Origin of the sequence: Paenibacillus hamazuiensis, from assembly GCF_023276405.1 — a bacterium.
GTDB lineage: Bacteria > Bacillota > Bacilli > Paenibacillales > NBRC-103111 > Paenibacillus_AF > Paenibacillus_AF hamazuiensis.
The window spans coordinates 7,644,810-7,671,190 of the sequence record NZ_JALRMO010000001.1; the positions used below are offsets into that span (position 1 = coordinate 7,644,810).

Sequence of the window (26,381 nt, forward strand, 5' to 3'; positions counted from 1 at the left end):
AATGTAGAGGAAGCGGGCGGCGGTTCCGCCGCGGACTTCTCCAAATTATAAAAGAACATTCGGGAGGAATGGGCAATGGCGAAAAAATGGTGGATCATGGGAACGGCAGTCGGTGTCGGCGTGGTGATGATGGCGGCGAGCGGGCTGTCGGCAATGGCGGACAGCAGCGGTTATGATGTGTTTAAGGATGCGTGGAAGCATACGAAAACGGCGGAGAGCATCGGGGGCAAAGTCACGGTGACGCTCGCCGACAACGGGACGCAGCTGATGCAGGTGAACTCGCAATTTAAGGCGAACCACAAGACGGCCGACGCCAGCGCGGACGTAACGGCAGTCAGCGGCAGCGTAACGCGCGCGATGAACGTTTATCATCAGGACGGCAAAATGATTTTGAAAACGAGCGACAGCGATGTATACAAGGTGATCGAGGGTGCAGGGCCGGACAAGGAACAGTTCCATAATAGCGCGGATCATGAAGAGTTTTCCGCAGCGGCGGAAAAGGTAGTCGATGCGCTGGTAGGGAACCTGCGCAGCCAGGTAACGCAGCAGACGCAGGCGGGCGGAGGCACGCAGCTGTCGCTGCATATGACGGACGGTCAAGTGCCGGCGGTGATCGATGCGATCGGTTCACTCGCTGTGAAGATGCATGGGGCGCATATGGACCGGATGGATGAGCAAGGATATCATGCCGATGCGAACCCGTTTTTCGGTGCGGATTTCAAGCCGAATTTCCCGCAGCTGAAGGACGATATCCATGTCAAGGAAGTGCTCATCGATGCGACAGTCGACGCGAACCGTTACATCGATGCGGAATCCGCCCGCGTGACGGTGACCGGCAAAGACGCCGCAGGCGTGCAGCATGAAGTTACTTTGTCGGTAGATGTCGATTTGAACGGCGTGAACGAAACCGTTCCGGCTACGGTAGACCTCACCGGCAAAAAGGTAGAGACGATCAAGCACGAGGGAAAAGGCAAGGGACCTTGGATGCATCGCGACGGCAGCGGCAGCTAAAAGATAAGCAGAGTCCAATCACGGCTTAGAGAGAGGCCGACCGTTCGGTAAGACGGCGGCCCGAGACAGGAAGGGAGTGCGGCGAATGGAGCCGATTTTGCAAGTGAGTCAGCTGACGAAAAAGTACCGAAACGGACGGGGAATCGAAGGGATCGGCTTCGAGGTGCGGCGCGGCGATATATACGGGTTGTTCGGCCCGAACGGAGCAGGCAAAACGACGGTGCTGAAAACGATCGCCGGGCTGTGCCCGGCGGACCGCGGCGAAGTCCGCCTGTTCGGTCTGGATCCGCACGAGCGGTTCGAGCAGGCGATGGAGCGCGTCGGCATCGTGGTGGAAGGGGCGGAGGTGTATGCTCACTTGACGGCGTATCAAAATTTGCGGCTGATCTTAAGGCTGCATCCCGCGCTTCCGCCATCCCGAATCGACGAAGTGCTTGAATGGGTCGGTCTCGAGCCGTTCCGACACGAACCGGCCGGGGTGTACTCGCTCGGCATGAAGCAGCGGCTCGCTCTCGCCGCCGCTCTGCTTCCCGGGCCGGAGCTCGTCATTCTCGATGAGCCGACGAACGGCCTCGATATCGAAGGAACGGTCGGCATGCGCAATCTGATCGTACGTCTCGCCGGAGAGCAGGGGACCACGTTCCTGCTGTCCAGCCATATGCTGCAGGAGATGGAGAGAATCTGCACGCGCTACGGAATTATGGCCGGCGGCAGGATGATCCGGGAGGGTGAGATGTCGCCATCGCGCCATGCCGGCGCGGAAACGGGCATAGCGAGCGGGTTCGAGCAAATATATATGTCGGCAGTGCAGCAGGGAAAGGAGGGAGACCATGCAGAGACTGTACGCCAGCACGGTTAATGAAGCCGAGAAGCTGCTGCGCCAAAGGCGCGCGAAGTTTGCTGCAATCGTCACGATTGCAGTCCCGATCATCGCGGCGCTCGCACTGGATGGCTTGAGAGTAAGCGTCGGCATCGACCTGGGGCGGGATTTTCCGCTGTGGATGCTGAACCTGTTCGCCGCCACGCTGCTGCCGCTCTTTCTGTTCACGGCGGTGGCGGAAACGTTTACCGGCGAGCATGCCGCCCGCACGGTCAAAACGCTGCTGCTAAGGCCTGTCGCCAGGTGGAAGCTGTTCGCCGCCAAAATGGGTGCCATCGCCTTATACATGGCGCTGCTTGTCGGCATTCTGTGGATGGTCTCCACCTTGACCGGACTTCTGCTTAATGCAGACGCTACCCTGAGAGGGCTGGCCGACAACCTGCAGGCTTACTCGGCGGCTTTCGTGGCGCTTCTGTCGATGAGCGCGATCGCGGCGGCAATCGCGCAGTTGTTCCGCAGCACCACGCCGGTGCTCGCCTGCTGCGTCGTGCTGTTCGTCGCAGCTAAGGTGCTGCCGTTCGTATGGCCTCAGGCGGCGGTTTGGTCGGTTTTTTCGTATACGGACTGGCATACGCTGTGGATCGGCAGCGCCGTATCCGCAGGAAAGCTGGCTCAAGTATTCGTATTTCTGCTGTCCGGCGGTATAATAGGGTATACGACAGGTTCCTATTTGTTTGAGAAACAAGCATTATAGAGGTTAGTCCCGGAGGATCGACGCCATGTCCATACGAACGAAGCTGATCATATCCAATTTTGCGATGGTTATCATACCGTTTTGCTTGTTTGCCTTATCGTTGATGCTGCTGTTGCATTTTTTCATGAAAGATGTGGCGGGCATTGCCGATTATTACGGCGGAGATTTGCAGAGAAGCTACAAGCAGGCGATGGAAACGATCCACGATAAGACGCAAGCCCGCGAGGAATTGATGACAGGCTTTCGTTTTTTGGCGAAAAACGATCCGGACCGGCTCGGAGACACCGCTTTTTTGCGGGATATGGATGCTAAGCTTGGCCCGATGAAGGCGGGACTGATTGTACGCAAGCAGGGCGAATCCGTATTCGTCTCCACGTGGCTGCTGGAAAAAGGTTTGGCCGACCTGCAGGCGCAGACCGATTCAGGCCGTTCCGATGCGGGCCACCGCATGGACGGAGATACGGTGGTCAAGATCAACGGCGACAGCTACATGGTCACCGATGAGCAGTTTACGTTTCGCGACAGCAGCAGCGGTTCGATCGTCATGGTTAGCGATGTAAGCCCTTTTTACAAGCTGCTGCCGAAATTCATTCCGCTCGTGGCGATCACGCTTTTGCTTGTGCTGGTGGTGACGAACGGGCTGCTAACCTTTCTTGTGTCCCGCAGCATCATCAAGCCTTTATACGCGCTGAAGGAAGCTGCGGAGCAGATCAAGGACGGCAACCTCGATCATCCGGTGACGGTCGTCCGCAAAGATGAGATCGGTCAGCTCGGCAGCACGTTCGAAGAGATGCGCGTCCGGCTGAAACAGTCGATTGCGCTGCAGCTTCAATATGAAGATAACCGGAAGGAGCTCCTGGCGAACATTTCCCACGACCTGAAAACGCCGATCACGGCGATCAAGGCCTGCGCGGAGGGGATGGCCGACGGGATTGCGGATACGCCGGAGAAACGCGACAAATACGTGCGGATGATCCACAAAAAAGCTTCGGATATGGATAAGCAGATCGACGAGCTGTTCCTGTTTTCCAAGCTCGATCTGGGCAGAGTTCCTTTTCATCTCGAAAAAATGAATTTAACCGCGTATTTACAGGATTGTGTCGAGGATCTGAGCCACGATCCGCAGCTGTCCGGCATATCGGTATCGCTGCGCAATGAAAACGGCCCGGAAATGACCGTTTCCGCCGACTGGGAGAAGCTGCGCCGGGTCATTCAGAACATCGTCGACAACAGTCTGAAATACATGGATAAAGAACGCAAAACGATTGAGTTCACGCTCTCCGAACAAGGGAAGGATGCGCTTGTCCGCATCGCCGACAACGGCACCGGCATTGAGCCGGATGCGCTTCCGCATATTTTCGACCGGTTTTACCGGGCGGAATCGTGGCGCAGCACGGGAGCCGGCGGCAGCGGACTCGGGCTTTCCATCGTGAAGCAAATCATCGAGGGGCACGGCGGCCGGGTATGGGCGGAAAGCGTACCCGGCTCCGGCACGACCGTCATCTTTACCCTGCCTAAAGCATCCGCGGCAGAACCGGTTCAAGGAGGAACAATTGCATGAAGCGCATACTTGTGATAGAAGACGATGCCGTTATTTCCGAAGTGCAGAAGGATTATTTGGAAGCGGCCGGGTATGCCGTCGATGTGGCGGACAGCGGAGATGTCGGGCTGGAGATGGCTCTGCAGGACGGCTATGACCTGATGATTCTCGATCTGATGCTGCCGGGCAAGGACGGCTACGAAATTTGCCGCAAGGTGCGGGAGACGAGCAATTTGCCGATTCTGATGGTATCCGCGCGCAAGGAAGAGGTCGATAAAATCCGCGGCCTCGGCCTCGGTGCGGACGATTACATCATCAAGCCGTTCAGCCTCGGGGAGCTGGTGGCGAGGGTGAAGGCGCATTTGGCCCGCTACGAGCGGCTGACCGGTAGCGCCGCAAGGAACACGGACGAGGTGCGGCTGCGGGCGCTGCGCATCGACAAGCTGTCGCATCGCGTCTACGTTAACGAAGCGGAAGTGGCGTTGACGAGCAAGGAATACGATTTGCTGTTGTTTTTCGTCAATCACCCGAACCGCGTGTTTACGAAGGATGAGCTGTTTTTGAAAATATGGGGCTACGATTCGCTCGGCGATATCGCTACGGTAACGGTTCACGTGAGCAAGCTGCGCGAGAAAATCGAACCCGACCCGTCGAAGCCGCAATATATCGAGACGATTTGGGGAGTCGGGTACCGGTTCCGGGTGGAGTGAAACGGAAGAAGCAGGAGAGACGGGGGACCGTTATTCCTGCTTTGCTTATTTTATGCATGTTATAGGCAGCAGCTATGAAGACGATAGATTTTATATCTTTGTCATCGGCCGTCAAATATGGTACAACTGATATAATACTTGGTAATAGGAGTGAATGAACACAATGGCAGACGTGAAAAAAATCGCGGTCATCGCGGGCGACGGCATCGGCCCGGAAGTGGTTGCGGAAGCTTTGAAAGTGCTCAAAAAAACGGAGGAAGTGTTCGGCTACCGTTTTGAAACGGAAAGCGGTTTATTCGGCGGCATCGCCATCGATGAGAAGGGAACTCCTTTGCCGCAGGAAACGCTCGATATGTGTAAAAAAGCGGACGCCGTGCTGCTCGGAGCGGTAGGCGGACCGAAATGGGACAACAATCCGAAGGAGCTTCGTCCGGAAACCGGCCTGCTCGGCATCCGCAAAGCACTCGGGCTGTTCTCGAACATTCGCCCGGCGGTTATTTTCGACTGCCTGAAGGACGCATCGACGCTGAAGCCGGAAGTGCTGGAAGGCACCGACCTGATCGTCGTGCGGGAGCTTACCGGCGGCATCTACTTCGGTGAGAAGTTCCGCCGCGAAGGCGCAAACGGCCAGGAAGCGGTCGACACCTGCGTGTACAACGTGAGCGAAGTCGAGCGCATCGTGCGCCAGGCGTTTGAAATCGCACGCACCCGCCGCAAGAAGCTCGCTTCCGTCGACAAGGCGAACGTGCTGGAAACGTCCCGCCTGTGGAGAGAAACCGTCAACCGGATCGCTCCGGATTATCCGGATGTCGAGCTGGAGCACGTGCTCGTCGACAACTGCGCGATGCAGCTGCTGCGCCGTCCGTCGAGCTTCGACGTCATCGTTACGGAAAACATGTTCGGCGACATCTTGAGCGACGAAGCGGCAATGTTGACCGGCTCGATCGGCATGCTGTCCTCCGCTTCGCTCGGCGAAGGCGCGTTCGGCTTGTATGAGCCGGTGCACGGCTCGGCTCCGGACATCGCGGGCCAAGGCATCGCGAATCCGATCGCGACGATTTTGTCCGTGGCGCTGATGTTCCGCCTCACGTTCGGCTACCACGACGCCGCTGAAGCGATCGAACGCGCCGTGAAGGAAGTGCTCGACGCGGGCCACCGCACGGGCGACATCGCGGTCGACAAGAGCAAAGCCATCGGCACCACCGCGATGGGCGAGTTGATCGTAAACGCGATTCGCAAGTAAGATTTTTACAGAAATCGATATTTTTCGATACGGAAAACCGCCTTCCTGCGCCGGAAGGCGGTTTTTTATGGTCATAAATGACTAATGACTCATGCCGGTATTGACCGACTGTGCTAAAATTATTGCATGTATCTATTCGGGAGATAAGACTTTAATCATGAGGTGGAGAATGGGAAAGAGACTTAAGAAGCAAAAATCGAAAGTCCGCGAACTATCCAAAGCGCTTTCCGTGTTAATGGCGGCCTCCCCGGTCCTGCTGCAGACGGATGCTTTTGCTCAGGCGACGACAAGTGATCCGATAGCGGATATGTATCTTTCATTAAATGACAAGGGTATCGTAGAGGACCTGGCGTCGAGATTCCAGTACACCGGTAATTTTAATATAAGTTCAAGCAATCCCAACGTGGCGAATTATCAATACCAAAACGGAGTATTGGAAATAATTCCTTACAACCAAGGTTTTGCGACGTTTACTGTCACGACTTCCGATAATGCGAAATCCGACACTTTCAGAGTCGGTATCATCGATCCGGGAACCGACAGCAGGGTGGATATCGGCGATCTGGTCAAATTCGCTTCGGCTAACCGTCCTTTTTTGACAATGAATTCGGACTATGAGCAAATGATCAGCCAGCCGATTAAACCGACAGGTTTGGTATCTCACCCGCCGGTTGGCGACGGCCATTCTCCTTTGCCCATCCAAGATAAAATAGGCGAGCTCACCAATGCGCAAATATTCGTGACCAATGATAATTATAAGCAATTCAAGGCGGGCAATTTGATCAAAACGTTGGTATTGGACGACTATTTTCAGGATGCGGATTTGCCGATTACATATGCGGTTCAAGGAACAAGCTCTTTTGTTGATTATACTATCACTTCGGACGCTTTGGGACACAAGCTGTTAACCTATAAGGCTAAGGCAATAGGTTCGTCTACGCTTAATTTAACGGTGACCGATAGTGTTGGCGTCTCCACCAGCATGACCTTAGACGTTGCAGTGGTTGATAATCGTGTCAACCAAGCCCCGACTGTTTCGAGCGTAACATATAATGTGTATTGGCCGGGGCCGAATTCGGCGGTTACGATTCCGCTTGTGGCAGGTACTGCTCCTTTATTTACGGATCCTGACGGAGATTTGTTGACTTTTGAGTTGCTTCCGAGTACAGGGTATAGTAACGGTGTTTATGCATCGACTAATGATTATAATACTGTCAACGCGTCCGTGTACTTTTATGGGACGCCAACTGCACCAGTGAGCTTCACAGTACGGGGAACCGACCCCGGCGGCTTAAGTAAAACCATTACTTTCAATATTCCATACGGGTCTGCCCCGGATAACCCGCCCCCTATGGTTACGTCAGAGACTTACATAATCCCGGTGAACAAAGGGGCTACGTCGTTTCCTCAGATTTCGCTCAAAGATATTTTTATGGATACGGAACCGCTGACGTATTCAGTTAAAACTTTACCTTCAACTAGCACGGTTATTCCTAGCTTTTCCGAAAATGGAACATGGAATACGAAACTTGTATTTGCCGGCACAGCTTATAGCACTTTCGAGTTTGAATTGGAGGCGGCCGACAGCGTTGGACAAAAAGTTTCGAAAAGGTTTTTGTTCGAAGTGACTAATCCGGCCCCAAGCACCACTGAAGGTACGTATACGGTTCAAGGAGTGAAGGAAGGGGATACCACTTTTCCGGAGATTAAGCTTACTGATTTCTTTGTAGATACAGAACCCTTAACCTATTCTATACAATCCGTACCATCGACTACCACTGTTTATCCTGATGTTTCATATAACCATACATGGGATGCGAAGTTGACATTTTCCGGTACCGCGTACAATACTTTCGGCTTTTCCGTAGAAGCTATGGACAGCGATAATCAGCCAGCGACTAAAAGTTTTATTTTCAACGTAAATAAACGTCCCACCGTTACTTCGGATACTTACACAGTGGTAGTAAATGAAGGAGCTACAGAGCTTCCTGTCATTTCTTTAACAGACTTTTTTACTGACACGGAGCCTCTTAAATATTCCTATAGTGTTTTATCATCAACCAATATGTTAATCAATTTCCCTGGTAACGAAACGTGGGATGCGAAGTTGGCTTTTTCCGGTACGCCATCTAACAGCTTTGACTTTGAAGTGCACGGGGTTGATAGTGCCGGGCAAATGGCGACAAAAACGTTCCAGTTAAAAGTCAATAAAGCGCCACAGGCTTATACTGGAGGGCCTTGGGCAGCATCTACAAATTACGGTACAACCATTAATGAAACGTTGCCACTTAGGTCAAATACCGGATTATTTGTGGACGATTCCGAGGATGTGCTTTATTTTACAGTTGACCAGGCAGACAGTAACGGACTTCATGCTGAAATTTTAAATAATGGTACTAATGAGGCACAAATCAAAATCACAGGAACATTTACTACGTACACTGAATTTACGATAACCGCAACGGATTCCGGTGGATTAACCGCTACGAAGAAAATTACTTATAGTCTTTTAACTACTTAAATAACACAAGAAAAAAATTAATTACTGGCCAACATCGGTTGGCCGCAAAGCAGGTGCAACCATGAACAAGGCCCACGAATCCATCATTCAAGCGCTGAGGGATCAGCGCTACCAAGAGGCCGAGCAGCAAGCGGGAGACCTGCTGATCCGCAGTCCGATCGACGCGCAGGCGTGGGTGTTCCTCGGCGAGGCGCTGATGCGGCAGGGCTTTGGGGTGGCGGCGCAAAAGGTGTTTAACCGCGCATGGATTCTCGATCCCGAGGCGGCATGGGTGCAGGGGATCAATCGGGAGCTGCGCAAGACGACCCCGGGTACGGAGCGGCCGGATATCGATGCGCTGCTGAAGACGGAGCGGCCGGCGGTGACGGCGGCGGTTGTCGTCAAAAATGAGGCGCGCTGCATCGAACGCTGCCTCGCAAGCCTCATCAATGCCGTGGACGAAATCGTCGTCATGGACTCCGGTTCGACCGACGGCACGCATGAGCTTGCGGCGAAGTTCCCGAAGGTGCGGCTGTATCATACCGAGTTCCGGGACAGCTTCGCCGACTTGAAAAACGAGGCGCTGCAGCATGTCCGAACCAATTGGGTGCTGTGGGTGGACGGCGACGAGTGGCTCCACGAGGACGATGCGCCATATATCAAAGAAATCGCCGGCATTTTCAACCGGCTTCCTTATGCCGCACTGCTGCAAATATGGCAGGTCAACGAAATCCGCGGAGAGTTTCACCACGATTTCTCGATGGTGCGCATGTTTCCGCGCGCACAAGGGCTTCGCTATTGGGGGCGCATACACGAACAGGTCGGCCCGCCCGAAGGAATTTATCACGGTGAGTTCATCCGCCGACCGGTACGGATACGCCTGCTGCATGACGGGTACGAAACTCCGATCGTACGCGACAAAAACAAAATCGAGCGGAATCTCCGTCTGCTTGAAATGATGAATGAAGAAGACCCGGACAACCCCGGCTGGTGGATGTTCCGCGGCAGGGAGACGATCGCAGCCGGACGTCATGAGGAAGCGCTCGGCTATTTGCAAAAAGCCGATGAACTGGCGCAGCGCCAGCCCAGGTTCGGGCGCCTGCTCGACGTGCAGATGATGATGGTGAAAATCCATCTTTCGCTCAGCCAGCCGGACCAAGCGGAACGGCTGTGCCGACAGGTGCTGGACAAGCATCCGAGCTTCCCGGATGCGCTGTATTACATGGCGCAAATCCGCATCCGTTCGGCCGATAAGCAGCTGAAGGAAGCCGAGAAGCTCGTCGCCGATGCGAAAAAAGGCTTTCAGTCGTACCGCGGCAATGTTGCGGCGGATCACCAGATTTTGAACTGGAAAGCCGATCTGACGCAGGCCGACCTGCTCAGACGCTTCGGCATGCTGGCGGAGGCCCGCGATGTGTACGCAAGGTACGCGGCCAAGCATCCAAATTTGCAGTCGGCCCGGAGAAACCTGGAGGCCATCGAACTGCAGCGCCGGCAGTTGAATCAAGCCGCAACAAAACAAGGCATACCGGATCAAGGTTAATAAGACTAACGAATACAGAAAGTCCCCTGACCGCTCGAACGGAGTTCCGTTCCGGCGTTCAGGGGATTTTTTACGCGAACGCCGAAATATCGACGCCAAGCGCCTCGGCGAGCCGACTGCCGTATTCGCGGTCCGCGCGGAAAAAGTTACAGATCGCAAGCAGCTTCGTCTGCTCGTGCACCGACGCCAGGTCGTCGGCGAGATTGCGGATCAGATGGGCGCGCTCCTGCTCGGAAAAACGCCGGTACAGCTCCCCGGCCTGCTGGAAGTCGTTCGTTTTCGCGATGCGCTCGCGGCCGGCCATGCCGTGTACAGGTGCAGGGGTATCGCGGAATTCCGGCTGCTCCGGCAAATGGCCGTGGCGGTTCGGCTCGTAGTTGACGCTGGACTCCTGCGGCTGCGTCTGCATCGCGCCGTCGCGCTGATGATTGCGGACCGGAGCATACGGGCAGTTGACCGGGATTTGCAGGTAGTTCGGCCCGAGCCGGTAGCGCTGCGTGTCCGGATAAGAGAAGAGGCGGCCCTGCAGCAGCTTATCCTCGGAGGCCTCGATACCGGGAACGAGTGCGCTCGGGGCGAAAGCCGACTGCTCCACCTCCGCGAAAAAATTGAGCGGATTGCGGTTCAGCGTCATCGTGCCTACCTTGTGCAGCGGGTACAGCTCCTCCGGCCACAGCTTGGTCGGATCGAGCGGATCGAACTCGAGCCGGTCGTAATCACTCGGGTCCAGCAGCTGCACATACAGGTCCCATTTCGGGAAATCCCCGTGGGCGATATGATTGTACAAATCTTTGGTCGCATGGTTAAAATCGACAGCCTGCACGGCGGCCGCCTCATCCTTGCTCAAATTGCGCACACCCGCAAGCGGCTTCCAATGATATTTTACATAAGAGATATGCCCGTCCTTGTTAATCCACTTGAAAGCATGAACCCCGAAGCCTTCCATTTGGCGGTAATTCGCCGGCGTCCCGTAATCGGAAAACACCCACGTCAGCATATGAGTCGATTCCGGCGACAGCGTCATGAAGTCCCAGTAGCGGTCCGGCGTTTGCACGTTCGTGTCGGGAGCGGGCTTCAGCGAATGCACCATGTCCGGGAACTTCATCGCATCGCGGATGAAAAACACCGGCAGGTGATTGCCGACCAAGTCGTAATTGCCTTCCTGCGTGTAAAATTTCACGGCAAAACCGCGCGGATCGCGCAGCGTCTCCGGCGAGCCCTGCCCGTGGATAACGGTGGAGAAGCGGACGAAGACCGGCGTCTCCGTACCCGGCTCCTGCAAGAAAGCCGCCTTCGTATAACGGGACATGCTGTTTTCTGCGGTAAATACGCCATACGCACCGGCGCCGCGGGCATGGACAACGCGTTCAGGGATACGTTCGCGATCGAAGTGGGCGAGCTTTTCGAGCAGATGGTAGTCTTCGAGCAAAGTCGGCCCCCGCTGTCCGGCGGTTCGGGAATTTTGGTTGTCTCCTACGGGAGCGCCTTGATTGGTCGTTAAATAGGAATGTGGGTTCATGGGCAAGCACCTCATTTTAAAATATTATTTAGAATAATTCTAAATTGATATTGATAATTATTATCAAAGTTGGGCGGAATGTCAATATAATTATTTAAAATAATTATTAAAAACTAATTATTTAATTTATTGACTTCCGATTTGCTGAGTGATACGATTTTTAACGTGGAATTGACCGAATATCCAAATGCTTCTAAAACAAGCAGGAGCTTCTACAGTCAGGAGGAGGCTTTTACATCATGGCGGAACGTTTGGTGGGCAAACAAGCACCCGATTTCACAATGGACACCGCACTCGGCAACGGAACCGACTTCGGCAGAGTGTCCTTGTCCGACTACAAGGGCAAGTGGCTCGTACTGTTCTTCTATCCGCTCGACTTCACCTTCGTATGCCCTACGGAAATTACGGCGTTTAGCGAAGCGGTACCGGAATTCGCGAAGCTGGACGCGGAAATTCTCGGCGTATCCATCGACAGCAAACATTCCCACCGCGTATGGATCAACACTCCGAGGAACGACGGCGGCCTCGGTAAATTGAACTTCCCGCTCGCTTCCGACATCAACAAAACGGTTGCCCGCGACTACGGCGTATTGATCGAAGAGGAAGGCGTCGCACTGCGCGGCTTGTTCATTATCGATCCGGACGGCGAACTGCAGTACCAAGTCGTACATCATAACAACGTAGGTCGCAGTGTGGAAGAGGCTTTGCGCGTGCTGGAAGCATTGCAATCCGGCGGCTTGTGCCCGGCCGGCTGGAAAAAAGGCGATAAACACCTGGCAGCGAAATAAGCAGGCAACGTAACATGAATATGATTCCTCCGGCTTGTCCTGCAGCGAGCCCGGAGGTTTTTGCGTTCCGGAAACGGTCTGGGAAAGAGACCCGGCAATGAGCCGATATGGGGAGGAAACGTTATGAAGTTAGGTGTAAGCACTTACAGTTTAAGCCGTTTGATCAAATCCGGAGAGATGAGCGTGCTTGATGTTATTCAGTGGATCGCCGACAACGGCGGCGAGCATGCGGAGATCGTTCCGATCGGTTTTGATCTGGAGGGCGACGGGGAACTGGCGAAGGCGATTCGGCGAAAGGCGGCCGATCTCGGCATCGAGCTGTCCAATTATGCAATAGGCGCGAATTTCATCACGTCGGATCCGGATGCTTTGGAGCAGGAGATAACCCGTGTCATGCGGCATGTCGACATCGCTGCTGCGCTGGGCGTAAAGCTGATGCGCCATGACGTCGCATCCCGGCCAATGCCGGAGACGACGATCCGCCATTTTGCCGCGGAGCTTGATCGGCTTGCCGAAGCATGCCGGCGCGTAGCCGATTATGCGGCGCAATACGGCATTACGACGAGCGTGGAGAACCACGGATTTTACGTGCAAGCGAGCGAACGGGTCCAGACTTTGCTGCACGCCGTGGATCGGCCGAATTTCAAAACGACGCTGGATGTCGGCAATTTCTGGTGCGCAGACGAAACGCCGACCGTCGGAGTCGGCCGGAATATCGGGTACGCTTCGATGGTGCATCTGAAAGATTTTTACCGCCGGCCGCACGACCGGAATCCGGGAGAGGGCTGGTTTCGCAGCGCCTGCGGCGATTATTTGCGCGGCGCGATCGTCGGGCAGGGCGATATCGACATGCGGGAGATCATTCGTCTCGTGAAGTCGTCGGGATACGACGGATACGTTTCGATCGAATTCGAGGGTCTGGAGGACTGCCGCTTCGGCACGAAGGCGGGGCTGGACAATGCCCGGCGCATATGGGATGAGGTGTAAAAGAATTCGATAATCGGACAAAGCGAAGAAGCCAACGGAGATTCCGTTGGCTTCGTATTGCGCATTTTGGACATTTGATTCTCCGAACATCAGGGCCGTTGTAATATTCAGCAGGAAACTCCTGTCCGCTCCATCCCGAAAAATGGAAGCGGACGTTGGTTTTGAAGGTGTTCCTGATCTTCACGCCTGGCCCGATAGCTTTTTAAACTTCTCCACATACTTCACCACGGCAAGCACATACGTCGCATGCGACCAGGTGAGCGGCGCGACCGAAACCGGGCTGCCGTCGAACGGGTCGAGCTGCTCCGGCAAAATGCCGCTTTCCATCGCGTGTCTGACGACCCATTCGAGGGTGCGGCGCGGCGATTCGAGATCGGCCGTCGTCTTGGCGCATTCGATTTCCCATTCGGCGATCCACAGCGTACAGATGATCCACGGATTGCCGGGCACCTTTTGGATGTCGGAAGAGCGCTGGAAATAGTAGTCATGATGGTATCGCGCCACGCCGCCCACTTCCGTCTTGGCCGTAAGGCCGTCGCGATTGGCGGTCATCGTCGAGACGACGCGGGGGTCGTCGGCCGGGAGGACGCCGAATTCGAAGATGCCGTAGACGCTGCTTTCCAGCGTTTTGTCCTTCACCCACTGACCGTCCTCCAAATACAGCCCCCGCACGAACCGGCCTTCCTCCTCATCCCATAGATGCTTCAAAATGCCGGATTTGATTTTCTCCGCCGTATGGCGGTACCGGTTGCTGCGCTCGTCGTCGCCGAACAGGTTGCAGAAGTTCGACGCGGCGATTAGTCCGCCATAAACGGCGGAAGCGGTGAACGTAAAGATGCCGTAACGTTCTTCCCATAGATCGTAGCTTGGCTTCGGCAAGCTTAAGTCGTGTTCGATGTAGCTGGACATGAACCGCGCCGCGCTGCGGACCAAATTGCGGTACAGCGACTGCGGCAGCTCGATGTTGCCGTGCTTTTGGAAGTCCTGCCACAGCGCGAACAGCACGAGTGCCGTTTCGTCCTCCTGGATCGGCAGCTGGCTGCGGCCCTGATGAATATAAGGATGCCAGCTTGACCCGACGGTGCCGTCGGGATTGTACTTGTGATGCAGGTAGCCTTCCGGCGATATGACGCGCGCGCAAAAGTGGAAAAACGGCGTAATCATGCCCTGATAGCCGGCCATTGACATCGCATAGGCGATCAAAGCGCCGTCGCGCGGCCACATGTAGCTGTAATGGTCGCGGTTCGATTGCATGATGTCGGAATCGTTCGCCGCGATGATCGCGCCGTTCACATCCGTTTGCGTGCGGACGATGAGCAGGCTTTTTTTATACAGATTGATTACGTCTTCGCTTAAATCGGCATAGGTGCGCTCCGATTTGTTCACCCAGCGCTGCCAGTAAATTTTGATCCGATCGAGCAGCTTGCCCGGATGGCTTTCCCGCACATATTGGTCGAGCTTCTTCACTTCCTCGAGGTTCTTGCCCGCCGTCATCCAGTAATACATCGTTTGCGCCGAATTCGGCGGCACAAACAAGCGGAAGCTGATCGTGCTGTCGACCGAGCCCTGAGCGATCGCATTGCCCATCAGGTGGCCGTCTTCCGCGTCGCGCCAAGTGCCTTCTGCATTATAAAACCGCTTGACCCCGCTTGTGTACTGGTAGATCCCTTCGGTTCCGGTGCTGCCGTTGAACATGAAATAACGGTCTTTCTTATAATGAAAAACAGTATGATTCATAGGGTAATAAGCAGCCGTATCGCCCACTTCGGTTTCGTTAATAAGCAAATCCTGGTTGAAAAAGACGCGAACCTCCCGAACGGTATCCCGGTTGTTGGCAATGTGAACGCGTTTTATGTAAATGTCTTCACGCTGGTGCACTCCATCGTTGATGAGGAGTGAAATGCCAAGGTGGGGGTGAGATGCCTTGACCTCCGTAATCAGCGAATCTTCCGCATAGGAAAGCTGAAATTGCCATTCCGGGTCGGTCAGCCACGAGAACGCGCCGTCTACCCAAATGCCGATGCGGCATTGATAGCCCCCTACATGATTGAGCTGGCCGACATACGGGTAATAAAGATCGCGGATACAGGTATGCTGGTCCAAATTGATGAGAAATTTGCCGTTTCCTATGACGAGATGCCTTGGCAATCCATTCACTCCTTCTCTTCGGTTTGGCAGTATGGCTGGTGTATGTATAAATTGGAATGCAGATGAGGAGGATAGCTGCTGCGATAAGTGCGTCAAGCATATGATAGGGATGGTTACATTGCTGCGGTAAGTGCTATATCCCCTAGCGTACATGTTTCAATCAGTTTTCGCAATCCCCTTGCCTTCAGTAAGCCCATATTCCAGTACTATTGCCGCTTTTCGGCCGATTATACAATGAAAAAGAAGAAAAGCTTCTGATCGAAGCCTTTTCGAATGATTAACGGTTAAATTTTTAAGCAGATGGAGAAAAGGTTACGCCTCCGGCTGTTCGGCGGAGACCGCGAGACCGGCTATTTGTTGACTTTGTACGGCTGCGGCGGGCTGAGGCCGCTTCGATACGGTCAGCTTGACGATGACGTCGTACGGATTGTATGCGGTTAATAACGATTGGTATTCCTCCGCGCGGATTCCGCAATAGGTGACGATTCTTCCGGTATGATACCGCACCTCCATCTGGGCCGCCTGGTCGTCGTACCGGACATAAGCGATTTGCTTCGAACCGATCGGAATGAAATTCATGCAGTCATCTCCAGTCGCTAAAGATGGGAAAATCCGCAGCACCAAGATGAGCCCGCCGGCGCAGGGCCGAAAGAGGATGCAAGAGGCTCTTCGCAGGCGGGCTGAGATCAGGTTGCGAATTTTCCTTAGTGTTTACATCTTATGCGGGCTAAAGATGACTTAGAATCTGCTCGCGGTACCGCCGTACCAGCACTTCTGCGATTTCCGGCCGGTCGGCGTGGGCGATCACCTGAAACACCGGCTCGTCCGAATCCGGGAGGAGCAGCACCCATCCGCCGTCATGATAAAACTTGATGCCGTCGACGAGATCGACTTCGGCATCCTTCGCTTGCTCCATCAATTGCCGCATCACCTGCCCTTTGGCGTCCCAAGGGCAGTCGACATGCTCCCTTTGCAGATGGAAGCTCGGGATCATGTTCAGCAGCTCGCTGACTGTCAAGCCGCTGCGCCGCATGTTTTGCACGATCAGGGCGGTGGCGAACAGCGCGTCGTATGCGGGGTGAAAAGGCAGCTCGGGCGACGCCTCCATGACCGCCCGGGCCGTTTCCTTCGTGCGCGAGGTGCGGCAGCCGAGCCCTTCGGCGAAGCTTTCGAGCAGCTGAGGCGCGCTTACGGGAAGGCCGATCGCGGCACCCGGATAGCGGTGGAACAGCGCCAAATATTGTACGATCCGCAGGCGATCTCCTTCCAGCGGCTCGCCTTCCGGCGTGACGAGAGCGAGGTGGCGGCCGCTTGCGTCGATCCAGAGGCCGAGGTCCGCCCGATGCGCGGCTACATAGTCGGACAGCGCCGATTTGTGCAGGATGCCGGACAAATACAGCAGCTCGCAGCCCATATGTTCCAGCAGCGGACCAAGCAGCGAAAATACGGGCGGCGCGGCGGCAATGACGAGCCGGTAACGGCCTGCAGATGCGTCTCCTTCTTCCAAGGCCGTTTCCGCGAGGACGCTTTTCAAGTACAGCTCGGCGATCGAATCGTCCGTGTGATAGGTGCCAAGACGGTCCCAAGGCGCGCGGCCGTAATCCTCCTGCCAGAAGCTGTTTTCCGCCTTGCGTTCGGCCGCCTTGCTGATGGGTAAACCGGCCCCGTCGTAGCATTCGATAGTACATAACCCGGCATTCGCATCAAGCTGAATGTGTATGCCGCCGGCAGCCGACAATTGCCGCACCCCGAAACGTGCTACGGGAGGGAGCGTTTCGCCAAGATCGATCACGTGCGTGCCTGCCGATTGCAAGCTGGCCGCGACGGTGCGCCTCAGCGTCTTCGCGAACTCCTGATGCGAGCTGCTGACCGTCAGCGCCTTTCCCGGCGCGAGCGTCGCGCCATATGCGGCGGCGAAGCGGGCGGCGAACTCCGGCGTGATGTCGACATTGGGCGCACCGGTGACGCCGTCCGACTTGAACAGCGATTTTGCGGAATGCTCTCCCCAGATCAAAGAGGAGGTAAGGCGGCTGTTTTCGCGGATCCGCTTTTTCGGCCACACTTTGACTCCGGGGCGGATGGACGATTTCCGGCCGACGACGCAGTGGCTGCCGACGACCGAGCCGTCCGCGTACTCGGCGTGTTCCTTGGACGTAATTTGGCTGGCGAGCGTTGCGCCGCGCAGCTCATTATGTTCGGCGATATGATTATGATCCCATAAAATAGTGCGGTGGATGGAGCTGCCTTTGCGCAATTGATTGTTTTTGCCGACGATGCAATATTCGCCGACCTCGACGCCGTCCCCGAGGACGCTGCCGTCCCCGATAAATGCCGGCCCGTGCCAGCGGACGGAAGGCGCGTGTGCGACGTTGTCCCCGACATAAATGCCGGGCCGGATTTCCCGTCCGCGTATGCGCACGTTCACCTTACGGTCGAGCATGTCGAATTGCGTCTGCCGGTACTGCTCCAGGCTGCCGATATCGGACCAGTAGCCGGAGCTGACGTATCCGTACATCGGAAGCCCGTCCTTCAGCAGCTCCGGAAACAGCTGGTTGCTGAAGTCGCATTCGACGCCCGGCTCCATCCGCCCAAGCACCTCCGGCTCCAAAATGTAAATGCCGGTATTGACCGTATCGCTGAATACTTCTCCCCAGCTCGGCTTTTCCAGGAAACGTATGACTTTACCGTCCGGCCCGGTCATGACGACACCGTATTCGAGCGGGTGGCTGACCTTGGTCAAAACGAGCGTAGAGAGCGCTCCGTTCTGTTCGTGAAACCGGGTCGCTTGCGTCAGGTCGAAATCGGTCAGCGCATCGCCGCTGATGACGATAAACCGTTCGTCCAGAAAAGGCTCCGCATTTTTCACGCTTCCCGCCGTGCCGAGCGGAGCCGTCTCTTCGAAATAATGCAGGTTTACGCCGAACTCCCGCCCGTCCCCAAAATAATCGCGGATGACATCCGGCAAATATTGCACGGTGACGGCAATGTCCGTAATGCCGTGATCGCGCAGCAGCTCGATGATGTATTCCATGCACGGCTTGCTCAGCAGAGGGACCATCGGCTTGGGGATATGGCAGGTCAAGGGGCGAAGCCGGGTCCCTTTGCCTCCCGCCATGATGACTGCTTTCATCGGATCAACTCCTATCCTAGAGCTCAGTCGCCCACGCAAGGCGGCATGACGGTCAGTACGCAATCGTCAGCGACGGCTGGGCGTAGGTTAACCGGTCATAGACGACTTTCATGTTCTTCGCAATGCGCTGCCCGTCGTAATGCTCCTGCAGCTTGCGGTAAGCGGCGTCCGCAAAACGGGAGCCGAGCTGCGGCTGCAGCAAAATATCGCTGACGTGCCAGGCCAGCGACTGTGCATGGCCGGGCAGCGCTTTGTAGCCGTCGACGCCATGCTGCACGATGTCGGCGAGACCCCCAGTATCCGTAACGACGACCGGCCTGCGGTGCTTCATCGCCTCCAGCGCCACGATGCCGAACGGCTCGTACAGGCTCGGGAATACGCACACATCGGCCGCTTCGAACAACCGCCGTTTCGTCGCATCGACGATAAATCCGGCGAATGTCACCCGATCTCCGAGATGATACGCTTTCGCCCGCAGCTCCTGCTCCATCGGTCCGGAACCGGCGATAATGAGCCTGGTGCCCGGCACCTGCGATAGTATGAACGGCATCGCGTCGATGAGCACCTGCACGCCTTTTTCATAGACCAGCCGCCCGACATAAAACACGATCTTCTCGTTATCGGCCGCCCAGTCCCGGCGCGAGGAGGGGCTGAATTGCCCTGGCGGCAAAGCAAGGTCGATGGCGTTCGGAAATACGTGCACCTTATCCGGTGGCAGCTGAAAAATCGTCTGTACTTCGTTTCGCATATACTCGCTGCAGACGAACACTTTTTCCGAATCGTAGGTGAGACGCCATTCGAGGTGATGGATCTTTTTTTGCAGATCGGTGTACAGATTGCCTTGATTGCGCCCCCACTCGGTGGCGTGAATCGTGCAGACGAGCGGAATGCCGAAGCTCAGCTTGATTTCGCGCGCCGCGTGATAAACCATCCAGTCGTGGGCGTGCAGCAGATCGATCCGGCCTCCGCCTTCCTTCCACGCGAGCAAATGGTCGACCATCGCCAGATTCATCTCGAACGTCCAATGGAAAAAATCCGTATCCCCCGAAGTCAACACCGGGAGCCTGTGCACGTAAACGCCGTTCAGCTTCTCGAAGTAAGGCGCGCCGTAATGGGAACTTGTGATGACATGTACGATCTCTCCTTGGGCGGCCAAAGCCTCCGAAAGCGCCGCAACGGCGCGCGACAAACCTCCTATGTATTTAGGCGGGTACTCCCAGGCGAGCATGAACAGGTTCGGCTTGTCCCGAGTGTCTTTTAAGATTTGCTCGAATTGGGCGACATCGGGAATAATGGCGACCGGCGATCGGCGGTAAATCGAAACATAATGCCGGTAGTCGATGTCGGGCAGCAGGTTGTCTTTCTCCTCGAGCTCGGAAAGAAACGGTTCGTCGATCTGCCGGGCTTCGATCATGTCGCACAGCCGGCGAAAACAGCCGAGATGGTCCTTCGTGCGCCGACACGCGTAATCGACGACCGTTTGCGAGTCCATAATGAACGCCCAGTCGCTGCTTTGCGCGAGCATCAGCTCGCGGGCCGCCTGATTCAAGGCGCGTTTTAGCTGCGCGGCCGACATGTGCGCGGTGCTTTCGAGATGCTCGTTATCCGTGGCAAGGCGGATCATGCGTTTTTCCGCTTCGTGCAGATGGCGGTAAATCCAGTCGTTGTTGCCCTGCAGCCACACCTCCGCGGAGGAATTCCGCCCCCAGCTCGATTCGTTCAACATTCCTGTATCGGCCACGGGATATTCCTTCAAATATTCCGAAGGCGTAATCATCTTGATCTGATCCTGGTCGAAAAAGATTTTGCGGCACAGCATCTCGATAAAAATCGGCCCTTCGTACCACCAATGACCGAACAGCTCGGCGTCGTACGGGGATACGATGATCGGGCGGCGATCGAGGTGACGCTGCCAATGCTCCGCTTGCTTTTCCCGGCCCCACATGAAGTTGCCGGCATGCTCGGCGGCTTTTTCCCGGGCCCACTCCGGGTTGTACGGCTCGCGATGCGAGCCTTTTCCGGTGATGCGGTAATATTTGATCCCGGTATTGACGCGCTCATGCGTCGGCAGCACGTACGGCCGGATGTGTTCCCACTCCTTCAGGTCGTTCCAGCCCAGATCCCAGCCGATATCCCGGTAATATTCCCGGTAGTTGAAATCGCCCGGGTAGCCGTCCTGCGAGCTCCAAACTTGACGCGACGATTCGGGATCGCGCGGAAACGCACTCACTCCGTACGGGGTCATGAGCGGGGCATATAGCTCGCGGTTCGGATATGGAGTGGCGTAAGTTACAGCCGTCGTATCGGCGATGAAAAAATCGATCCCCAACTGCTTCAGGATGCGATCGACCCCTAAAGTATAACCGCACTCCGGCAGCCAAATTCCTTTGGGCTTTCTGCCAAAATGTCTCACATAATCGTCCACCGCGGCAGCGATCTGGGCACGGATCGCCTCCTCCGTTTTCATCAGCGGCAGAAAGCCGTGGGTAGCCGCGGACGTAAGGATTTCGACAAATCCTTGTTCCTGGTAATAACGGAATTTGTTCACGATATTGCGGCCGCAGCCCATGAAAATTTGCTGCAGCTTGCGAAACCGTTCCGCATACATCCGGGCCAAGGGGAGCAGCTGCTTGTCTTTAGCCAGGCGTACCGTCTCCTTATCCGCCAGCTCGATCAGCTTGTGCAGGTGGTTCATGTAGCGCTCCTGCATCAGCGGATCCGTGCATAAGGCCAGCAGCGTCGGCGTCATGGAAATGGTGATGCGAAAGTCGACTTTATCGTCGATCAACCGGTCGAAGGCTTCGATGAGCGGCAAATACGTCTCGGTCATCGCCTCGTAAAACCACCGCTCCTCCATATAATCGTCGCGGTCGAAATGGCGTATGTACGGAAGATGGGCGTGGAGCACCAGCGCCAAATAACCTTTCAGCTCCGGTTTTTGCTTGATTTTATTGATCATCGGGTCACACCTCACCGTGTACAATTGCCGTAGGCATTGAAATTTTCGAAAAAATGCGGTTCTATTCGGCCGTTCGCCTTGCCTTCCAGAACTTCCTCCACCGCCCCGACAACGGGTTCGCCCCAAGCCGCTTTAGCGTCCCGCGGCGTCGCGGCGGCGTTCGATCTCATCAGAGGAACAAACTGGCCGTGAATTGTATACGTACCGAGATCGGCCATATATGTAGCGTTCGCATGGACATTCGGAATATACCAATTGTTCGCTTCCGGCGTCGTACGGATATCGAAGCTGGAGTTGGCGTTATGGCCGTTAAAATAAATGCAGGTGACGTCGTAGACGCGAAGTATTTTCGGCAGCACGTGCCAGTCGCACTCGAAATGCTGCGAGCAGAGCCACCGCTTGCGATCGCTTACCTCCCAGTACGCGTACAGCGTATGAGCGTCTCTCACCATAAGATGAAGCAGGTCCCGGTTGTAGCGGTCCGGCACTTCGTAGCCGGCGGTCGGTATCGTATTCATCCGTTCCCTCCTGTTTCCTGAAAGTTCCTGCAACCTTTGAAGGGGGTCGTTTCGTTTAATAGGAGTTAGCGCGGCGGCTTCTCTTTAACTGTTTCAGGTTTTGCGCTTTGAGGCAATTTTATTCCGGGTATGCCCGCAAAAGAGGAAATCCGGCCGCTGTGGGCGAATATGTTTAGATAACGCTAACAATGCAGCCGTAATTTGCCGATAATGTTGGAAAAGCCAGGGGCCCTGCCGAAGCCGGCTTTTCTTTCATCGCAAGCTTTTTTTAGGGGGGATTAACCATGAGTTTTTGCTGCGGTGCCAGCATGATTGGAACAAAAGGGACGCTCAAACATATTCGTACCCAAATCCATAATGTGCCGATATTGTTCTGCCCGGTGTGCCACCGTGTTCAAGTGCATTATTTGGTGGAGAACGAATATGAAATTTTGGCCGAGTACGCTCATGGGGACGGCGCCCCGGAAGTGGACTTTCAGGAATACGTCGATACCAAAAACGGAGCGGAGCTTTATGAAAACTGCGTCAACCACGAAAACGAAGAGCCGATGGACATCGTCAAAAGCCAGATCGACATGGCGCTCGATTTGCTGATGGTGGCCAAAGACTTGGGCGATGCGGAGTGGGAAGAGCAGCTCAAGAAGCGGCTGAAGCTGCTCAGCCAGCGGAAGAGCAAGCTGAATGCGAAAAAAGCTTCGAACAAAGCGTAACCTTATACAAGTTTAAAACGTCTCTGACATTCAGAGGCGTTTTTTTGCGGTGTGGGGAATAGGCTGCCTGGAAACGTGCCAAAGTGGAGCGTGTCGGCCATTGTGTTTGCGCCAGCAAACCATGACGGAGAGGCGCGTGCATGAGACGCGTGGAGACTCCCGGGCATCGCCCAGCAGCGGCTTCCCTGAAATGTTGTCAGGTCAGCGGCCGGTGCTCTGCGCTTCTCCCTCCGGACCTCAAATCCGTTATATTGACCATACGAAGTTAATTCCGTTTTTGCCGGACACCAGATCTCTTATTAACAAATTATCGACTAAAACGCGCCTCTTTTTTGGAGATAACGTCATCTGTGTCCACGAACCTGCTCAAATTGCCTCATCTCTGCAAAATAGCGGATTCAGGGTCCGAATACGGCAAGAAAACGTCATACGAGGCACGTAGAGGGTCCCCCGGCACCGCACCAAAAGAGGAGCGTGTCCGTCATCAGGTTAGCGTCAGCAAACCATGGCAGACAAACGCGTGTACGAGGCACATATAAACTCCCTCGGCATCGCACCTAACGTAAAGCGTGCCCGGCATAAGATTTTTTGGGCGAAGCTAAAAAATCCATGGCGGGCAAACGCGAACTAGAAGTGAGCAGTAACATGTTACAGGCGGGTCCAGGGCGCCCGAGCGCCTGGGGTCCCCCCGGTAGGGGGATTTAGGGGAGAGAGCCGCGAGCAGTCGCGCTCTACAGGCGGGTCCAGGGCGCCCGAGCGCCTGGGGTCCCCCCGGTGGGGGGATTTAGGGGGGCTCCCGCGCTTCCATTATCTTCCCTTAACCGCAGCCTGAATTCCATGTTATGCTACGGTTATGGTTTCATGCAGAAGATTACATAATTCGGTCAAGTCTCTCAAAAATGGGCTTATCTGCAGATTGCTGATATAATAGACACGGGCGACGTATGTCGACCCCCGAAAACGGTGCCTCGGGCCCGAAATTCCTATAGTGTGAGGTGGAACGGTTGCTACTGGTTCTGTTTAAAAAATTTTTAGGTAAACGCCAGTCAGACCGCCCTGAAACAACGGATTCGCAAACACCGGAACAGCAAGTGATTCGGATTCAAGAGGGTGATACGCGTCTGCGTAATCAGTTCATCACTGATTACCAGCCTTTTGTTGCTAAAGTGACCAGCCGCTTTTGCAAAAGATACATCGATCCCGCACGGGATGACGAATTCAGCGTCGCGCTCGGCGCATTCAACGAAGCGATCAATCAGTTTTCGCCGCAGGCGGGGCGCTCCTTTCTCGGGTTTTCCGAGCAGGTGATCCGGCGCCGCCTGATCGATTATGTGCGCAAGGAGCAACGGCACAACCAGCAAATTCCGTACAGCACGTTCGAGGTGGAGGACGAGGAAGACAACGTCATCAACCCGGTTGAAATCCACCAGGCGATCGAGGAATACGAAAAACAAAAAGGTATGGAAGAAAGGCGCAGCGAAATCATCGATTTGAACCGCTGCCTGTCGGATTTCGGCATTTCGTTTGGCGACCTTGTGGATGCATCTCCCAAGCATGTGGATTCGCGCAAGGCGTTATGCGGCATCGGCAAATTGCTCGCGGAAGACACCGGCCTGATGAGGCTGATGTTGTCCAAACGGATGCTGCCGATCAAAGAGCTGCTGGAGAAGGTCGATTTTTCTCGAAAAACGTTAGAAAGGAACCGAAAATTTATTATCGCTGTCGCATTGATTCAAAACGGCCCTTATCCGTATCTCAGGGATTATTTGCAATTGGATCAGTCCGAGGATCAAGCCGCGGCAACGACGGAAAGGGGGGACAACCTTGAATAAAGGCATCGTGATGGAATTAAATGATAAAGACATCATCGTGATGACCGCGGACGGACGTTTTGAGAGGCTTGCCCGTAAAAATAGGCAATGCCAAGTAGGCGAAGAAATTGTTTTTGCCGATACCCGCATCAATTGGAAAAGCCCGTCGGTAGCCGGTAAGTCGGCGCTGGCGGCAGCGGTTGTGTTCTGCCTCGTCTTGTTCGGCAGCTTCGCCGGCAAGATAGGCACCCCCGAGGTTGTCGCTTATGTATCGATGGATATCAACCCCAGCGTGGAGATGGGCCTCGACCAGCTCGAGAACGTCATTGAACTGAGGGGCCTCAACGCGGATGGGCAGCAGCTTATTCAGTCGGTCGATTACAAAGGCAAGCCGGTTGAAGACGTTACGGAAAAGCTGCTCGACAAAGCGGAGGAGAAAGCACTGGCCATAGGCGAAGGGGAAATTGTCATCGCGAGCACCCTTGTGAACGAAAGCGCCAAGGTGAGCGACGAGGAAATTGCCCAAAAGCTGAAGCAAAAAGTCGTAAGTCATATTCAAACGACACATCCCGATAAGGCAAGCAACTATCAGGTTACCGCTTTTGCCGCGCCCCAGGAAATTCGCGAAACCGCAAGCAAAAACGAGCTGTCGATGGGCAAGTATGCCGTATACTTGAACGCGAAAAACAATGGGGTTCCCGTGACGATTGACGATGTGAAAAAAGAGTCGGTGCGTCAAATCGCCAAAGATAACGGCGTGGACAAAGTCATCCCCGAGACGCCGCCGACCAAAACGGCCATGAAGCAGCTGCTCGAGGAAGAAAAGACCGGACAGCTTGACAAAAAGGTAGAGGAGATTAAAAAGGAACGGGAGAAAAACAACAAAAACGACCCGAAAAAAACCGGAACGGGAAGCGGCAATACCAATAACGGAAAAACGGGATCCCCGGGCAGCTCATCTTCGAACAATTCTTCGTCCAAACCGGGAGCCACTTCGAATCCGCAAAACGGCAGCAAGGCGGCCAATCCGGCGAATTCCAAAAACGGAAACGCCGGCAAGCAGCAGGACAGCAAAAAAGACGACGAAAAAGACGACAAGAAGGACGATAAGAAAGACGACAAAAAAGACGATAAGAAAAAGGACGACCCGCAGAAGGATGATTCGAGCAAGAATGATCCGAAGCGGGAAGACCCGCGTAAAGACGATTCGAAGAAAGACGACTCCAAAAAGGAAGATTCCAAAAAAGAAGATCCCAAAAAAGATGATTCGAAAAAAAACGACCCCAAGAAGGATGATCCTCCAAAAAAGGATGATCCTTCAAAGGAGGAGGATTCCAAGAAGAACGATTCCAAAAAAGACGACAGCACAAAGGATGATTCCAAGAAAGACGACTCCAAAAAGGAAGATTCCAAGAAGCAGACCGACCTGCAGGACGATAAAAAGCCGGACAAGAAGTCGGATACCGGCGCTAACGATGACGATAAGAAAAAGAATGACTCGAACAAAAACGATTCGAAGAAAGACGATTCCAAGAAAGACGACAAGTCCGACTCCAAAAAAGACGATAACGCCAAACGGAACTAATTTCGATTTCTTGTACGGGAAAAACTCCTTTTCGACAAGGAGTTTTTTTGTTGTTGTCGAATATACTTGGTACTGTAAGTCCATCCATATTTTGTGAGGGGGGGA

At 54.7% G+C, this 26,381-nt stretch carries 19 protein-coding genes; 13 read left to right on the forward strand and 6 right to left on the reverse strand.

Translation table 11 applies throughout. The features are described from left to right. The first annotated feature begins 75 nt into the window (after positions 1-75). The 8 genes from MYS68_RS33840 to MYS68_RS33875 all read left to right on the forward strand — a co-directional run bounded on the left by MYS68_RS33840 (position 76) and on the right by MYS68_RS33875 (position 10,121). On the forward strand, positions 76-1,011 hold the full coding sequence (locus MYS68_RS33840) for a hypothetical protein (protein ID WP_248929948.1): 936 nt from the start codon (positions 76-78) through the stop codon (positions 1,009-1,011). A gap of 85 nt (positions 1,012-1,096) precedes the next feature. Beyond that, positions 1,097-1,870 carry an ABC transporter ATP-binding protein gene (locus MYS68_RS33845; RefSeq protein ID WP_248929949.1) on the forward strand — a complete coding sequence of 258 codons (774 nt, stop codon included), beginning with the start codon at positions 1,097-1,099 and terminating at the stop codon, positions 1,868-1,870. Next, a complete protein-coding gene (locus MYS68_RS33850) occupies positions 1,842-2,585 on the forward strand; it encodes an ABC transporter permease (protein WP_248929950.1) in 744 nt (247 codons plus the stop codon). Before MYS68_RS33845 ends, MYS68_RS33850 begins: the two co-directional genes overlap by 29 nt. 25 nt (positions 2,586-2,610) lie before the next feature. Next, the gene (locus MYS68_RS33855) at positions 2,611-4,146 is read left to right on the forward strand and encodes a sensor histidine kinase (RefSeq protein ID WP_248929951.1); all 1,536 of its coding nucleotides are present in this window, start codon (positions 2,611-2,613) and stop codon (positions 4,144-4,146) included. Beyond that, on the forward strand, positions 4,143-4,835 hold the full coding sequence (locus tag MYS68_RS33860; protein ID WP_248929952.1) for a response regulator transcription factor: 693 nt from the start codon (positions 4,143-4,145) through the stop codon (positions 4,833-4,835). The genes MYS68_RS33855 and MYS68_RS33860 overlap by 4 nt, the downstream gene beginning before the upstream one ends. Before the next feature lie 163 nt (positions 4,836-4,998). Further along, a complete protein-coding gene (gene leuB, locus MYS68_RS33865) occupies positions 4,999-6,078 on the forward strand; it encodes a 3-isopropylmalate dehydrogenase (protein ID WP_248929953.1) in 1,080 nt (359 codons plus the stop codon). 169 nt (positions 6,079-6,247) lie between these two features. Further along, complete coding sequence (locus MYS68_RS33870) at positions 6,248-8,599, forward strand: hypothetical protein (RefSeq protein ID WP_248929954.1); 2,352 nt, start codon at positions 6,248-6,250, stop codon at positions 8,597-8,599. 61 nt (positions 8,600-8,660) lie between these two features. Beyond that, entirely contained in the window at positions 8,661-10,121 is a 1,461-nt protein-coding gene (locus MYS68_RS33875) for a tetratricopeptide repeat-containing glycosyltransferase family 2 protein (RefSeq protein WP_248929955.1), read from the forward strand. A 70-nt stretch (positions 10,122-10,191) separates the two neighbouring features. Here MYS68_RS33875 and MYS68_RS33880 read toward each other — a convergent pair whose 3' ends face one another. Beyond that, entirely contained in the window at positions 10,192-11,640 is a 1,449-nt protein-coding gene (locus MYS68_RS33880) for a catalase (protein ID WP_248929956.1), read from the reverse strand. Between the two features lie 239 nt (positions 11,641-11,879). Between MYS68_RS33880 and MYS68_RS33885 the strand changes: the two genes are divergently transcribed. Further along, the gene (locus MYS68_RS33885; protein ID WP_248929957.1) at positions 11,880-12,428 is read left to right on the forward strand and encodes a peroxiredoxin; all 549 of its coding nucleotides are present in this window, start codon (positions 11,880-11,882) and stop codon (positions 12,426-12,428) included. Between the two features lie 123 nt (positions 12,429-12,551). Next, positions 12,552-13,415, forward strand: coding sequence for a sugar phosphate isomerase/epimerase family protein (locus MYS68_RS33890; protein WP_248929958.1), 864 nt, complete (start codon positions 12,552-12,554; stop codon positions 13,413-13,415). A gap of 180 nt (positions 13,416-13,595) precedes the next feature. Here MYS68_RS33890 and MYS68_RS33895 read toward each other — a convergent pair whose 3' ends face one another. The 5 genes from MYS68_RS33895 to MYS68_RS33915 all read right to left on the reverse strand — a co-directional run bounded on the left by MYS68_RS33895 (position 13,596) and on the right by MYS68_RS33915 (position 22,170). After that, positions 13,596-15,563: a glycoside hydrolase family 15 protein gene (locus MYS68_RS33895; RefSeq protein WP_248929959.1), complete on the reverse strand. Its 1,968-nt coding sequence runs from the start codon at positions 15,561-15,563 to the stop codon at positions 13,596-13,598. Between the two features lie 312 nt (positions 15,564-15,875). Then, on the reverse strand, positions 15,876-16,142 hold the full coding sequence (locus tag MYS68_RS33900; protein ID WP_248929960.1) for a KTSC domain-containing protein: 267 nt from the start codon (positions 16,140-16,142) through the stop codon (positions 15,876-15,878). Positions 16,143-16,290: 148 nt separating this feature from the next. Further along, on the reverse strand, positions 16,291-18,693 hold the full coding sequence (locus tag MYS68_RS33905; RefSeq protein WP_248929961.1) for a sugar phosphate nucleotidyltransferase: 2,403 nt from the start codon (positions 18,691-18,693) through the stop codon (positions 16,291-16,293). A 52-nt stretch (positions 18,694-18,745) separates the two neighbouring features. Continuing rightward, the gene (locus tag MYS68_RS33910; protein WP_248929962.1) at positions 18,746-21,652 is read right to left on the reverse strand and encodes a 1,4-alpha-glucan branching protein domain-containing protein; all 2,907 of its coding nucleotides are present in this window, start codon (positions 21,650-21,652) and stop codon (positions 18,746-18,748) included. Between the two features lie 11 nt (positions 21,653-21,663). Beyond that, positions 21,664-22,170: a DUF4912 domain-containing protein gene (locus MYS68_RS33915; protein ID WP_248929963.1), complete on the reverse strand. Its 507-nt coding sequence runs from the start codon at positions 22,168-22,170 to the stop codon at positions 21,664-21,666. A gap of 284 nt (positions 22,171-22,454) precedes the next feature. On the opposite strand from MYS68_RS33915, the gene MYS68_RS33920 reads away from it, so the two are divergent. The 3 genes from MYS68_RS33920 to MYS68_RS33930 all read left to right on the forward strand — a co-directional run bounded on the left by MYS68_RS33920 (position 22,455) and on the right by MYS68_RS33930 (position 26,276). Further along, complete coding sequence (locus MYS68_RS33920) at positions 22,455-22,880, forward strand: hypothetical protein (RefSeq protein WP_248929964.1); 426 nt, start codon at positions 22,455-22,457, stop codon at positions 22,878-22,880. A 1,004-nt stretch (positions 22,881-23,884) separates the two neighbouring features. Beyond that, positions 23,885-24,712, forward strand: coding sequence for an RNA polymerase sigma factor SigI (sigI, locus tag MYS68_RS33925; protein ID WP_248929965.1), 828 nt, complete (start codon positions 23,885-23,887; stop codon positions 24,710-24,712). Next, positions 24,705-26,276, forward strand: coding sequence for an anti-sigma factor domain-containing protein (locus MYS68_RS33930; RefSeq protein ID WP_248929966.1), 1,572 nt, complete (start codon positions 24,705-24,707; stop codon positions 26,274-26,276). The genes sigI and MYS68_RS33930 overlap by 8 nt, the downstream gene beginning before the upstream one ends. Positions 26,277-26,381 lie beyond the last annotated feature (105 nt).